At 38.8% G+C, this 15,325-nt stretch carries 8 protein-coding genes; all 8 read left to right on the forward strand.

Translation table 11 applies throughout. The features are described 5' to 3' along the window. The first annotated feature begins 5 nt into the window (after positions 1-5). The 8 genes from SP4011_RS03160 (at position 6) to SP4011_RS03195 (ending at position 15,144) form a co-directional block, all read left to right on the forward strand. Positions 6-545 carry a cell division protein SepF gene (locus tag SP4011_RS03160; protein ID WP_172931413.1) on the forward strand — a complete coding sequence of 180 codons (540 nt, stop codon included), beginning with the start codon at positions 6-8 and terminating at the stop codon, positions 543-545. Then, the gene (locus SP4011_RS03165) at positions 545-808 is read left to right on the forward strand and encodes a YggT family protein (protein WP_000576512.1); all 264 of its coding nucleotides are present in this window, start codon (positions 545-547) and stop codon (positions 806-808) included. The genes SP4011_RS03160 and SP4011_RS03165 overlap by 1 nt, the downstream gene beginning before the upstream one ends. After that, positions 805-1,590 carry an RNA-binding protein gene (locus SP4011_RS03170; protein ID WP_050207847.1) on the forward strand — a complete coding sequence of 262 codons (786 nt, stop codon included), beginning with the start codon at positions 805-807 and terminating at the stop codon, positions 1,588-1,590. The genes SP4011_RS03165 and SP4011_RS03170 overlap by 4 nt, the downstream gene beginning before the upstream one ends. An 8-nt stretch (positions 1,591-1,598) precedes the next feature. Next, positions 1,599-2,480 (forward strand): DivIVA domain-containing protein, encoded by an 882-nt coding sequence (locus SP4011_RS03175; protein ID WP_001123176.1) that lies wholly within the window; start codon positions 1,599-1,601, stop codon positions 2,478-2,480. Positions 2,481-2,732: 252 nt separating this feature from the next. Beyond that, entirely contained in the window at positions 2,733-5,525 is a 2,793-nt protein-coding gene (gene ileS, locus SP4011_RS03180) for an isoleucine--tRNA ligase (RefSeq protein WP_173253160.1), read from the forward strand. Positions 5,526-5,708: 183 nt separating this feature from the next. Next, positions 5,709-11,843, forward strand: coding sequence for a ZmpA/ZmpB/ZmpC family metallo-endopeptidase (locus SP4011_RS03185; protein WP_225904802.1), 6,135 nt, complete (start codon positions 5,709-5,711; stop codon positions 11,841-11,843). Positions 11,844-11,987: 144 nt separating this feature from the next. Continuing rightward, complete coding sequence (locus SP4011_RS03190; RefSeq protein WP_000240129.1) at positions 11,988-12,680, forward strand: phosphoglycerate mutase; 693 nt, start codon at positions 11,988-11,990, stop codon at positions 12,678-12,680. 52 nt (positions 12,681-12,732) lie between these two features. Continuing rightward, a complete protein-coding gene (locus SP4011_RS03195) occupies positions 12,733-15,144 on the forward strand; it encodes a glycosyl hydrolase family 95 catalytic domain-containing protein (RefSeq protein WP_173252836.1) in 2,412 nt (803 codons plus the stop codon). The last annotated feature ends 181 nt before the right edge of the window (positions 15,145-15,325 follow it).

Genomic DNA, 15,325 nt, shown 5'->3' on the forward strand with positions numbered 1-15,325 from the left:
GAACCATGTCTTTAAAAGATAGATTCGATAGATTTATAGATTATTTTACGGAGGATGAGGATTCAAGTCTCCCTTATGAAAAAAGAGATGAGCCTGTGTTAACTCCAGTAAATTCTTCACAGGAACCGGCTCTCCCAATGCATCAACCTTCACAGTCTGCTGGTGCAAAAGATAGCAATATCACCAGACTTCATGCAAGACAACAGGAATTGGCAAATCAGAGTCAGCGTGCAACGGATAAGGTCATTATAGATGTTCGTTATCCTAGAAAATATGAGGATGCAACAGAAATTGTTGATTTATTGGCAGGAAACGAAAGTATCTTGATTGATTTTCAATATATGACTGAAGTGCAGGCTCGTCGTTGTTTGGACTATTTGGATGGAGCTTGTCATGTTTTAGCTGGAAATTTGAAAAAGGTAGCATCTACTATGTATCTGTTAACACCAGTGAATGTTATTGTGAATGTAGAAGATATTCGTTTACCAGATGAAGAACAAAATGGTGAGTTTGGCTTTGATATGAAGCGAAATAGAGTACGATAATGATTTTTTTAATTCGTATGATTTATAATGCAGTAGATATTTACTCCCTGATTTTGGTGGCCTTTGCTGTCATGTCTTGGTTTCCAGGCGCCTACGAATCAAGTTTAGGTCGTTGGATTGTAGCGTTGGTAAAACCAGTGCTTGCTCCCTTGCAACGCCTGCCTTTACAGATAGCGGGTCTTGATTTATCTGTTTGGGTTGCGATTGTTTTGATTCGATTTTTAGGAGAAAACCTAGTCCGTTTTCTGGCGATGATAGGATGAATAAAGGGATTTACCAGCATTTCTCCATAGAAGATCGTCCATTTCTTGACAAGGGAATGGAATGGATAAAGAAGGTAGAAGATAGCTATGCTCCTTTTTTAACTCCTTTTATCAATCCTCATCAGGAGAAGCTATTAAAGATTTTGGCCAAAACTTATGGTCTTGCTTGTAGCAGTAGTGGGGAGTTCGTCTCGAGTGAGTATGTTCGAGTTTTATTATACCCAGATTATTTCCAACCAGAGTTTTCAGATTTTGAAATATCTCTCCAGGAAATAGTGTATTCCAATAAATTTGAACACTTAACGCATGCTAAGATTTTAGGGACAGTCATCAATCAATTAGGGATTGAACGGAAACTTTTTGGAGATATCCTAGTAGATGAAGAACGGGCGCAGATTATGGTCAATCAGCAATTTCTTCTTCTCTTTCAAGATGGATTAAAGAAAATTGGCCGTATACCCGTTTCGCTGGAGGAACGTCCTTTCACCGAGAAAATAGATAAGCTAGAGCAGTACCGAGAGCTGGATTTATCTGTGTCTAGTTTCCGATTAGATGTTCTTTTATCAAATGTTTTAAAACTATCTAGGAATCAAGCAAACCAGTTGATTGAAAAGAAACTTGTCCAAGTAAATTATCATGTGGTAGACAAATCAGATTATATTGTTCAAGTTGGAGACTTGATTAGTGTAAGAAAATTTGGGCGCTTGAGATTGCTTCAAGATAAGGGACAAACAAAAAAAGAGAAGAAAAAAATAACCGTCCAGTTATTATTAAGTAAGTGAGGAATAGAATGCCAATTACATCATTAGAAATAAAGGACAAAACCTTTGGAACTCGATTCAGAGGTTTTGATCCAGAAGAAGTCGATGAATTTTTAGATATTGTGGTTCGTGATTACGAAGATCTTGTTCGTGCGAATCATGATAAAGATTTGCGTATTAAGAGTTTAGAAGAGCGTTTGTCTTACTTTGACGAAATGAAAGATTCATTGAGCCAGTCTGTATTGATTGCCCAAGATACAGCTGAGCGAGTGAAACAGGCGGCGCATGAACGTTCAAACAATATCATTCATCAAGCAGAGCAGGATGCGCAACGCTTGTTGGAAGAAGCTAAATATAAGGCAAACGAGATTCTTCGTCAAGCAACTGATAATGCTAAGAAAGTTGCTGTTGAAACCGAAGAATTGAAGAACAAGAGTCGTGTCTTCCACCAACGTCTTAAATCTACAATTGAGAGCCAGTTAGCTATTGTTGAATCTTCAGATTGGGAAGATATTCTCCGTCCAACAGCTACTTATCTTCAAACCAGTGATGAAGCCTTTAAAGAAGTGGTTAGCGAAGTGCTTGGAGAACCGATTCCAGCTCCAATTGAAGAAGAACCAATTGATATGACACGTCAGTTCTCTCAAGCAGAAATGGCAGAGTTACAGGCTCGTATTGAGGCAGCCAATAAAGAATTGGCTGAATTTGAAGCTCAGGCTAAACAGGGAGTGGAAAATCCAACTCCTGTAGTGAGTCCTCAAATGGAAGAAGAGCCTGCTCATCCAGTTGGTCCAATGTACGAAGAACCAGAAGTAGCTCCAGTACATCCTTCGGCTCCAACACCAGCTACAGAAACGTTTGATTCAGCACCAGGATTTGAAGCACCGCAAGAATCCGTTACAATTTTATAAGAAATATTCTGAGAACAATATCTTATCCTTATATTTCCAGCGAGCAGGAGATGGTGTGAGTCCTGCATTCCCTAACGATAAGATTATCCTCTCAAAAACTCAAGTCTGAATGGAGTAAGATTTGACGTTCCCCACGTTACGGGATAAGAGGGAGAAAGACTAGATCTTTTTCCGAATAAAGGTGGTACCACGATTTTCGTCCTTTTTGGCAGTCGTGGTTTTTAATTTGTTATTATTTATAAAGGAGATACCATGAAACTCAAAGATACCCTTAATCTTGGGAAAACAGCTTTCCCAATGCGTGCAGGCCTTCCGACCAAAGAGCCAGTTTGGCAAAAGGAATGGGAAGATGCAAAACTTTATCAACGTCGTCAAGAATTGAACCAAGGAAAACCTCATTTCACCTTGCATGATGGCCCTCCATACGCGAACGGAAATATTCACGTTGGACACGCTATGAACAAGATTTCAAAAGATATCATTGTTCGTTCAAAATCAATGTCAGGTTTTTACGCACCATTTATCCCAGGTTGGGATACTCATGGTCTGCCAATCGAGCAAGTTTTGGCAAAACAAGGTGTCAAACGTAAAGAAATGGACTTGGTTGAGTACTTGAAACTTTGTCGTGAATACGCTCTTTCTCAAGTAGATAAACAACGTGAAGACTTTAAACGTTTGGGTGTTTCTGGTGACTGGGAAAATCCATATGTGACTTTGACTCCTGACTATGAAGCAGCCCAAATCCGTGTCTTTGGTGAGATGGCTAATAAAGGCTATATCTACCGTGGTGCAAAACCAGTTTACTGGTCATGGTCATCTGAGTCTGCCCTTGCCGAAGCCGAGATTGAATACCATGACTTGGTTTCAACTTCTCTTTACTATGCCAACAAGGTTAAGGACGGAAAAGGTATCCTAGATACAGATACTTATATCGTAGTCTGGACAACAACTCCATTTACCATCACAGCTTCTCGTGGTTTGACTGTTGGTGCAGATATTGATTACGTTTTGGTTCAACCTGCTGGTGAAGCTCGTAAGTTTGTGGTTGCTGCAGAATTATTGACTAGCTTGTCTGAAAAATTTGGCTGGGTTGATGTTCAAGTCTTGGCAACTTACCGTGGTCAAGAACTCAACCACATCGTAACAGAACACCCATGGGATACAGCTGTAGATGAATTGGTGATCCTTGGTGACCACGTTACAACTGACTCTGGTACAGGTATTGTCCATACAGCCCCTGGTTTTGGTGAGGACGACTACAATGTTGGTATTGCTAATGGTCTTGAAGTCGCAGTGACTGTTGACGAACGTGGTATCATGATGAAGAATGCTGGTCCTGAGTTTGAAGGTCAATTCTATGAAAAGGTAGTTCCAACTGTTATCGAGAAACTTGGTAACCTCCTTCTTGCCCAAGAAGAAATCTCTCACTCATACCCATTTGACTGGCGTACTAAGAAACCAATCATCTGGCGTGCAGTACCACAATGGTTTGCCTCAGTTTCTAAATTCCGCCAAGAAATCTTGGATGAAATTGAAAAAGTGAAATTCCACTCAGAATGGGGTAAAGTCCGTCTTTACAATATGATTCGTGACCGTGGTGACTGGGTCATCTCTCGTCAACGTGCTTGGGGTGTTCCGCTTCCAATTTTCTACGCTGAAGATGGTACAGCGATCATGACTGCTGAAACTATTGAACACGTGGCTCAACTCTTTGAGGAACATGGTTCAAGCATTTGGTGGGAACGTGATGCTAAGGACCTCTTGCCAGAAGGATTTACTCATCCAGGTTCACCAAATGGAGAGTTCAAAAAAGAAACAGATATCATGGACGTTTGGTTTGACTCAGGTTCATCATGGAATGGAGTGGTAGTAAACCGTCCTGAGTTGACTTACCCTGCAGACCTTTACCTAGAAGGTTCTGACCAGTACCGTGGTTGGTTCAACTCTTCACTCATCACATCTGTTGCCAACCATGGCGTAGCACCTTACAAGCAAATCTTGTCACAAGGTTTTGCTCTTGACGGTAAAGGTGAGAAGATGTCTAAATCTCTTGGAAATACCATTGCTCCAAGCGATGTTGAAAAACAATTTGGTGCAGAAATCTTGCGTCTCTGGGTAACAAGCGTAGACTCAAGCAACGACGTGCGTATCTCTATGGATATCTTGAGCCAAGTTTCTGAAACTTACCGCAAGATCCGTAACACTCTTCGTTTCTTGATTGCCAATACATCTGACTTTAATCCAGCTCAAGATGCAGTCGCTTACGATGAACTTCGTTCAGTTGATAAGTACATGACGATTCGCTTTAACCAGCTTGTCAAGACCATTCGTGATGCTTATGCAAACTTTGAATTCTTGACAATCTATAAGGCATTGGTGAACTTTATCAACGTTGACTTGTCAGCCTTCTACCTTGATTTTGCCAAAGATGTTGTTTACATCGAAGGTGCCAAATCATTGGAACGCCGTCAAATGCAGACTGTCTTCTATGACATTCTTGTCAAAATTACCAAACTCTTGACACCAATCCTTCCTCACACTGCGGAAGAAATCTGGTCATATCTTGAGTTTGAAGCTGAAGATTTTGTTCAATTGTCAGAATTACCAGAAGCTCAAACTTTTGCTAATCAAGAGGAAATCTTGGATACATGGGCTGCCTTCATGGACTTCCGTGGACAAGCTCAAAAAGCCTTGGAAGAAGCGCGTAATGCAAAAGTTATCGGTAAATCACTTGAAGCACACTTGATAGTTTATCCAAACGAAGTTGTGAAAACTCTACTTGAAGCAGTAAACAGCAATGTGGCTCAACTCTTGATCGTGTCAGACTTGACCATCGCAGAAGGACCAGCTCCAGAAGCTGCCGTTAGCTTCGAAGATGTCGCCTTTACAGTTGAACGCGCTGCAGGTGAAGTATGTGACCGCTGCCGTCGCATCGACCCAACAACAGCAGAACGTAGCTACCACGCAGTTATCTGTGATCACTGTGCAAGCATCGTAGAAGAAAACTTTGCGGACGCAGTCTCAGAAGGATTTGAAGAGAAGTAAGGTTGAAAAGTCTCTATGCGTCTAGTATATAAAAATCAGTTATTCCAAGTTTATAATCTCTCTTGTGAGATGCTAAAGTTTAATGAGAATTGGTTTTGCTAATACTAGGAGAAAGTAAGTATGCTAAAATCGCAAGATTGTTTTTCTTGCGATTTCTTAAACTAGTGAGGAAAAATAAACATTATGAGACAAACAAATGTTAGAGGAAGCTTGTCCCTCCGTGGCTTTAGAAAATTGAGAACAGGTGCAATTGTTGCGACAGGTGTCATTTTGCTAGGTCTGGGCTTTTTAGCTCCAACTGTGTCAGCCAGTGAACAAGATGGTGTCTGGGTAGCCAGAACAGTTGAGGAAGTGAAAGCTGACCTTCAAAAAGAAGGTGATTTATTTAAGTATGTCATTAAGTGGGGAGATACATTAAGTGTTATCAGCGAAGCAAGCAATATCCCGGTAGATGTACTCCAAGAAATGAATCAAGCTTCAGGTAAGAATTTATTCTTACCACACAATGAATTGTACTTTACTGAAGCTGAAACGGTTTCAGATACAGTCACAAAACACAAGATTGTCATCAAAGAAAGTGGTGCAAGTGGCGAAGTTCGCACTTACGAAGTCTTGCTCAAGAAAGATCAGGAAACAAAAGCTGTTACCTTTGAATTAACAGATGTCACTGAGAAAGTTGAAAAAATGACTGTGAACTATAGCCTAGTTTATCAGCCTGTATCAGCACCAGTAGTGGAAAGAGCGGAAGAATCGGGTGAAGAACCTGCTTCAGAAGCACCAGCAGAGACAAGCCCAGAAGTTAAAGAAGAAACAGAAGCTCCAGTAGCACCAAAAGCAGAAGAGCCAACTGTAACAACGCCAAAAGCAGAAAAACCAGTGTCTCCAGCACCAACAGAATCAGCGCCAGAGGTAGAAAAACCAGCTGAGCCTAAAGAAGCAGAATCAACACCTGAAGGAACATTTACAGGAACAGCAGAATCAGCACCAGATTCAACAGAATTAGTGGCAAATGGAGCTTCAGGAAGAACAGAAGGGGCTTCAGAAGTAACTCCAGGAGTAACAGGAAAAGAAACTGAAGAATCAGGAACAGAAGCACCTACAACTCCAAAAGAAGATACACCTGAAGGAACAGTTTCAGAAGGAGAAACAGGAACAGAGTCAGCAGAATTGGCTGAACCAAAAACAGAAGCACCTACAACTCCAGAAAATAAAGAAGAACAACCAGGTGCAACAGAAGCACCGGAACCAAAAGTAACAGAGTCCGAGGCAGCGAAACCAGCTCCAAAAGAAGCAGGAACAACAGCAGGAAATGAAGTAAAAGAAACTGAAGAAGCAGGAACAGGTTCAGAAGTAGCTACAACAGGTGCACCAGCAGCGGAAGGAAGTTCAGAAGCGACTCTAGGTTCAACAGAAGAAGCTTCAGGAACAACACCAAAAGCAGAAGTTTCAGAAGCACCAGTGGTAGAGGCTACAACTTCAGGAGAACAAAGCCAACCAGCAGAAGAAACTCCAGCACCATCAAAACCAGAAACCCCAGCTTCAACAGAAGCAGCTACAGAGGCTACAACTTCAAGTGAAGTAGGCAATGCAGAAGAAACCTCTGTTGAGGAGACAGGAAAACAAGATAGCGCAACAAATACACCGTCAGCTGAGTCTAAAGAAGAAGCGGTAACAACACCAGAAGCAACAGAAAAAGAAGCAAAAGCAGAAGAGTCAGCAGAACCAGGAACATCTGCAACTGTGGAATCAACACCAGCAGGAGAAGAAGGTAAAGCCGAAGCAACGGAAGAAGCTGAAGAACCAGGAATAATAGCAGAAGCAACCCCAGCACCAAAAGAATCAGGAGAAGAAGGTAAAGCGGAGGATTCAGTTTCTTCAACTGAATCTTCATCAACTGCTTCTGAAGGGGAGTCAACAGCTACGCAGCCAGCTGTAGAAGAAGAAACAGATTCAACATCGGAAGCTGAAGAACTTGCAACTACGGAAACAGCAACAGCACCAAAAGCGGAAGAGCCAGAGGCGGCAACCCCAGCTTCAGAAGTACCATCAGAATCAGAGTCGAAAGAAGAAGATTCATCTGCAGGGGATACAACAGTTACAGAAGAACAGCCGGCTTCAGAAACTGTCTCTGAAGGTGGGTTACCAGCTACACAACCAGCTGGAGAAGAAAATAAATCCGAACCAACGTCAGAAACTTCAACTATTCCATCTGTAGATGCTACAAATGATTCAGGTAATTCAGAGTCATCACCTTCAGTAACAGAAGGCAATAAAGAAGAAACAAATTCACAAAATACTGAAGCTTCGACTGTGAACGAAAACTCAGAATCATCTAATTCAGATTCAGAAAAACCACAGGGTGATGAACCAGCTGTACAAGTAGGATCAGACCCAACAGCGTCAACAGAAGGAACATCTACAGGAAAAGAAGAATCAGCACCAAAAGCAGAAGAAAAACAAGTCGACAAGAAACTAGAGCTTAGGAATATTTCAAATGTGGAATTATTTACAGTAGAAAATAATAAATATCGACATGTAACCTCATTTGATACGGTTCCAAATAATCCTAGTAACTACTTTATGAAAGTAAAATCAGAGAAGTTTAAAGATGTGATGTTACCTGTCTCAAGTATTACAAGTGTCAGAAGAGATAATCAAGAAGTATATAAAATTGTTGGTCGAGCAAATGATTTAATTCAACATGAAAATGATAGTACTGTAGAAAATTATACTTATTATTTACCAAAAACTATTAATAGTGAAAACGAAGTTTATACATCATTTAAAAATCTAGTAGAAGCAATGAATAGAAATTTACATGGTACGTTTCGTTTAGGAGCAACTATGGATGCTCGTGAAGTAGAACTTTCGGATGGTCAAGAAAGTTATATAAATCAAGAATTTAGTGGTACATTAATAGGTACAAACAATGATAAGAACTATGCTATATATAACTTGAAAAAACCGTTATTTAAAGTTTTAAATCATGCTGCTATTCAAGATCTTTCAATAAAAGAAGCTAATGTTTCTTTGAAAGAAGATGCTGCTACAATAGCGAAAGAGGCGAATAATGGTACTACAATTACAAATGTTCATTCATCAGGTGTAATTGCTGGTGAGCGTAGCATTGGTGGTTTGGTTTCAAAAGTAACTGACTCTACAATTTCTAATAGTAGTTTTACAGGTAGAATAACAAATACTTATAATACAAATGCTACTTATCAAATAGGTGGTTTAGTTGGCAAACTTTCAGGTGTTGGTGCTTTAATAGAAAACTCAATTTCATCTATCGATATGGCGACAAACGCTAATCAAGGGGACCAAACAGTTGGTGGTATAGCTGGGGTTGTTGATAGAAGTGCTAGAATTAGTAATAGTTACGTTGAAGGAAATCTTAACAATGTGAAGCCTTTTGGTAAAGTAGGAGGAGTTGTAGGTAATCTTTGGGATAATTCAGGTGAAGTTGAAAATTCAGGTCGACTATCTGATGTATTAAGCGATGTCAATGTTACTAACGGTAATGCTATTGCTGGTTATGATTTTAATGGTATAAAAGCAACTAACACTTATAGTAATAAAAATAATAAGGTGGTAAAAGTAGTTCAAGTAGATGACGAAGTACTTAGTAAAGATTCTGAAGAGCAAAGAGGAACTGTGCTAGAAGCGGATGAGATTAATGTGAAAAAAGCTCAACTTGTTCCTAAAAATAATATTAAAACTGAGGACTTTAATTTCTCTTCTAAATATGGAACGGATTATAGTAAATTAAAAGATGTTGATGTTTCTAGGTTAAGGGTATATAAAAATATAGAAAAATTACTGCCATTTTATAACAGAGAGACTATTGTTAAGTATGGTAATTTAGTGGATACTAATAATGCTTTATATACTAAGGATCTTGTGTCTGTAGTTTCAATGCATGACAAAGAAGTAATTTCTGATATTAATAAACATAAAGCTAGTATTAATAAGTTGTTACTACATTATTCAGATAATACTTCTCAAACATTAGATATAAAATATCTACAAGATTTCTCTAAAGTAGCAGAATACGAAATAACTAATACAAAATTAATATACACACCTAATACGTTATTACATAATTACAATAATATTGTAAAATCTGTTTTAAATGATCTGAAATCTGTTCAATATAATTCAGCTGATGTTAGAAAAGTATTAGATATTTCTAATGATATAAAATTAACAGAATTATATCTAGATGAACAGTTCGATAAAACAAAAGCAAATATTGAAGATACTTTATCAAAACTTCTTTCTGCAGATGCGGCAATAGCTGTAAATAATAATTCGATAATAGATAATTATGTAGTAGAAAAAATTAAGAATAATAAAGAGGCGTTGCTTTTAGGTTTAACATATCTTGAACGTTGGTATAATTTTAAATATGATAATGCAAGTGCAAAAGATTTAGTATTATATCATTTAGATTTCTTTGGTAAATCTAATAGTTCTGCATTAGATAATGTTATTGAGCTAGGTAAATCAGGATTTAACAATTTATTAGCTAAAAATAATGTAATTACTTATAATGTATTATTATCAAAAAATTATGGAACTAAGAGTTTATTTGAGGCATTGGAAAAATATAGAAAAGTTTTAGTGCCGAATAAAACAAATAACGAATGGTTTAAAGAACAATCTAAAGCTTATATAGTAGAAGAAAAATCTACAATTCCTGAAGTAAGCGAAAAACAATCTAAGGAAGGGACGAAGTATTCTATTGGAGTATATGATAGATTAACTAGCCCTTCTTGGAAATATCAAAGTATGGTGTTACCGTTATTAACACTACCTGAAAAATCAGTGTTTATGATAGCGAATATTTCAACTATAGGATTTGGAGCCTATGACAGATATAGAAGTTCAGAATATCCTAAGGGAGAAAAATTAAATAAATTTGTAGAAGATAATGCAAAAGAAGCGGCTAAACGCTTTAGAGATCATTATGATTATTGGTACAAAATACTAGATACGAAAAATAAAGACAAATTGTTTAGAAGTATTTTGGTATATGATTCTTTCAGATTTGGTAATGATAAAGATAAAAATACTAGTCAAGCAGATTTTGAAACTGATCATCCAGCAATAAAACATTTCTTCGGTCCTGCGGGGAATAATGTTGTTCATAATGGACACGGAGCATATGCTACGGGAGATGCGTTCTACTATATGGCTTATCGTATGCTTGATAAGGCTGGCGCAGTAACATATACTCATGAAATGACACATAACTCAGATAGAGAAATTTATCTTGGAGGATATGGAAGAAGAAATGGGCTTGGACCAGAGTTTTATGCAAAAGGATTATTACAAGCTCCCGATCATCCAGATGATGCAACAATCACGATAAACTCTGTATTGAAATATGATGAAGCGGAAAATGCTAATAGACTACAAGTGAAAAATCCAACTCAACGATTTAATAATGCAGAAGACTTGCGTAAATATATGCATAACTTATTCGATTTAGTTTATACACTTGAAAAATTAGAAGGAGAAGCAGTAGTTAACTTAGGTGCCAATGAGAAAGGTGAGCTATTAAGGAAAATAGAGAATGAGTATAAACCTGATCCTGATGGAAATGATGTTTATGCAACGAATGTAGTCCGTAGATTAAAACCTGATGAGCTTAATAAGTTAACCTCTTTCAATAGTTTAATAGAAAACGATATAATCACAAGAAGAGGGTATATTGATGAAGGTGAGTATAAACGAAATGGATACTACACAATCAATCTTTTCTCGCCAATATATTCTGCCTTAAGTAGTGATAAAGGGACTCCGGGTGATTTAATGGCTCGTCGTATGGCATTTGAACTATTAGCTGCAAAAGGATATAAAGAAGGTATGGTACCATATATTTCTAACCAATATGAAAATGAAGTGAAAGCTAATGGAAGTAAAATTAATTCATACGGTAAAGAAGTAGGATTGGTAACTGATAAATTAGTGCTTAATAAGATATTTAATAACCAGTATTCATCTTGGGCTGATTTTAAAAAAGCTATGTATAAAGAACGAGAAAATAAATTTAATAACTTAACAAATATTAGCTTTATAAATCCTAATAATTGGGGACGTCAAGAGACGATAACTATTGATAGTATTGCTAAGTTAAGAAATATAATTAAAGAAGCGGTTCAGGCGGATGCTACTAATTATGCTTCAATATTATATCCAAAAGAAAGTAGTAAAGTTTACAAACTTAAAAAAGCTATTTTCAAAGCTTATCTAGATAAAACTGATGATTTTAGAAGTTCAATTTTTGATGAGGAAAATAAATTTACTAATTAGGGTAGCACATGAAGATAGGTTTCGTTTCTTCATGTGTGAAACTCTTTCCTTTTTGGTTTTGACTAGCTTTTTTGTGAAAAATTGTGTAAAATAGAATAGATAAACGAGGGGAAACCTCGGAAAATTTAAAGGAGAATCCATCTAATGGTAAAATTGGTTTTTGCTCGCCACGGTGAGTCTGAATGGAACAAAGCTAACCTTTTCACTGGTTGGGCTGATGTTGATTTGTCTGAAAAAGGTACACAACAAGCGATTGACGCTGGTAAATTGATCAAAGAAGCTGGTATCGAATTTGACCAAGCTTACACTTCAGTATTGAAACGTGCGATCAAAACAACTAACTTGGCTCTTGAAGCTTCTGACCAATTGTGGGTTCCAGTTGAAAAATCATGGCGCTTGAACGAACGTCACTACGGTGGTTTGACTGGTAAAAACAAAGCTGAAGCTGCTGAACAATTTGGTGATGAGCAAGTTCACATCTGGCGTCGTTCATACGATGTATTGCCTCCAAACATGGACCGTGATGATGAGCACTCAGCTCACACTGACCGTCGTTACGCTTCACTTGACGACTCAGTTATCCCAGATGCTGAAAACTTGAAAGTGACTTTGGAACGTGCCCTTCCATTCTGGGAAGATAAAATCGCTCCAGCTCTTAAAGATGGTAAAAACGTATTCGTAGGAGCTCACGGTAACTCAATCCGTGCCCTTGTAAAACATATCAAAGGTTTGTCAGATGACGAAATCATGGACGTGGAAATCCCTAACTTCCCACCATTGGTATTCGAATTTGACGAAAAATTGAACGTAGTTTCTGAATACTACCTTGGAAAATAAAAAATTGTAAGTCTAGAATTGATTTCTAGGCTTTTTATGTTAGTATGGTAGTATGATAAGGAATAAAAAACAAGATTATGTACTGGCCTACAAGCAACCAGCGTCAACAACATATAAGGGCTGGGAAGAAGAGGCCTTACCGATAGGAAATGGTTCTTTAGGGGCAAAAGTATTTGGGCTTATAGGGGCTGAGCGGATTCAATTCAATGAAAAAAGTCTCTGGTCTGGATGTCCACTTCCTGATAGTTCAGATTATCAGGGTGGAAATCTTCAAGAACAGCATAACTTTTTAGCTGAGATTCGGCAGGCTTTGGAAAAGAGAGATTACAATCGGGCTAAGGAACTGGCTGAACAGCACCTGGTCGGGCCCAAAACGAGTCAATATGGGACCTATCTGTCCTTTGGGGATATTTTCATTGAGTTCAGCCAGCAAGGTACGACTTTGTCTCAGGTGACGAACTATCAGAGACAGCTGAATATTAGTAAGGCACTTGCGACGACTTCTTATGTCTATAAGGGAACGAAATTTGAACGTGAAGCCTTTGCCAGTTTTCCAGATGATCTCTTGGTTCAGCGCTTTACTCAGGAAGGGTTGGAAACTCTAGATTTTACTATAGAACTATCCTTGACCCGTGATTTGGCTTCTGATGGAAAGTATGAACAGGAAAAATCTGATTACAAGGAATGCAAGTTGGATATTACTGATTCTCATATTTTGATGAAGGGGAGGGTTAAGGACAATGACCTGCGGTTTGCTAGCTGTTTAGCTTGGGAAACGGATGGAGACATTAGAGTCTGGTCAGATAAGATTCAGATATCAGGAGCCAGTTATGCCAATCTCTTCTTGGCGGCTAAGACAGATTTTGCCCAAAATCCTGCTAGTAATTATCGCAAGAAACTAGATTTAGAGCAACAGGTGATAGACTTGGTGGACACAGCTAAAGAAAAGGGCTATGCCCAATTGAAATCAAGGCATATTGAGGACTACCAAGCATTATTCCAGCGTGTTCAATTGGATTTGGGAGCTGATGTAGACACATCCACTACAGATGATTTGTTAAAAAATTATAAGCCACAAGAGGGGCAGGCTTTGGAGGAGTTGTTCTTCCAGTATGGACGGTATTTATTGATTAGTTCTTCTAGAGACTGTCCGGATGCTCTACCAGCTAACCTACAGGGAGTCTGGAATGCGGTCGATAATCCTCCTTGGAATTCGGACTATCACCTGAATATCAACCTGCAGATGAATTATTGGCCAGCCTATGTTACCAATCTCCTAGAGACGGCCTTTCCGGTTATCAACTATATCGATGTTTTGCGTGTCTATGGTCGCATAGCGGCTGCAAGGTATGCAGGAATCGTCTCTCGGGAAGGAGAGGAGAATGGTTGGTTGGTTCATACTCAAGCGACTCCTTTTGGCTGGACGGCACCTGGTTGGGATTACTATTGGGGTTGGTCACCAGCTGCCAATGCGTGGATGATGCAAACTGTTTATGAAGCCTATTCATTTTATAGGGACCAAGACTATCTCAGGGAGAAAATTTATCCCATGTTGAGGGAAACGGTTCGTTTTTGGAATGCCTTTTTACATAAGGATCAGCAGGCGCAGCGTTGGGTGTCTTCTCCGTCTTATTCGCCAGAACATGGGCCGATTTCGATTGGCAATACCTATGACCAATCTCTGATTTGGCAGTTATTTCATGATTTTATTCAGGCTGCTCAAGAATTGGGACTGGATGGGGCTTTGTTGACTGAGGTCAAGCAGAAGTTTGACTTGCTTAATCCTCTTCAAATCAATCAATCTAGTCGAATCAGGGAGTGGTATGAGGAGGAAGAGCAGTATTTTCAAAATGAGAAAGTGGAGGCCCAACATCGGCATGCTTCCCATCTGGTGGGACTCTATCCTGGCAATCTCTTTAGCTATAAGGGGCAGGAGTATCTTGAAGCCGCGCGTGCTAGTCTCAATGATCGTGGAGATGGGGGCACAGGTTGGTCCAAGGCTAATAAGATCAATCTCTGGGCGCGTTTGGGAGATGGCAATCGAGCCCATAAATTATTAGCAGAGCAGTTAAAGTCATCCACCTTGCCAAATCTTTGGTGTAGCCATCCTCCTTTTCAGATAGATGGTAATTTTGGTGCTACTAGTGGCATGGCAGAAATGTTGCTCCAGTCTCATACAGCTTATCTGGTACCTCTAGCTGCCCTACCTGATGCATGGTCAACAGGTTCCGTTTCAGGCTTAATGGCACGTGGACATTTTGAAGTGAGCATGAGGTGGGAGGATAAAAAACTCTTACAGATGACCATTTTATCAAGAAGTGGAGGAGAATTGAGAGTCTCTTATCCAGGTATTGAGAAGAGTGTGATTAAATTGGATAAAGAAACAATAAAAGCGAAATGCATAGAGAAAGATTGTATTTCGGTAGCAACAGCAGAAGGCAATCTGGTTCAATTTTATTTTTAAGAAGATGTTAGAAGGCAGTGGTTTGAGACTGCCTTTTAATAAGGATTTGAGAATGTAAGCAGTTTCCAACTAGTTGAAAAAGCGTTATAATGGTAATAGGAAGTAATACTCAATGAAAATCAAAGAGCAAACTAGAAAGCTAACCGCAGGTTGCTCAAAACAGTGTTTTGAAGAGATTTTC

The sequence above is a fragment of the Streptococcus parapneumoniae genome, assembly GCF_037076355.1.
GTDB lineage: Bacteria > Bacillota > Bacilli > Lactobacillales > Streptococcaceae > Streptococcus > Streptococcus parapneumoniae.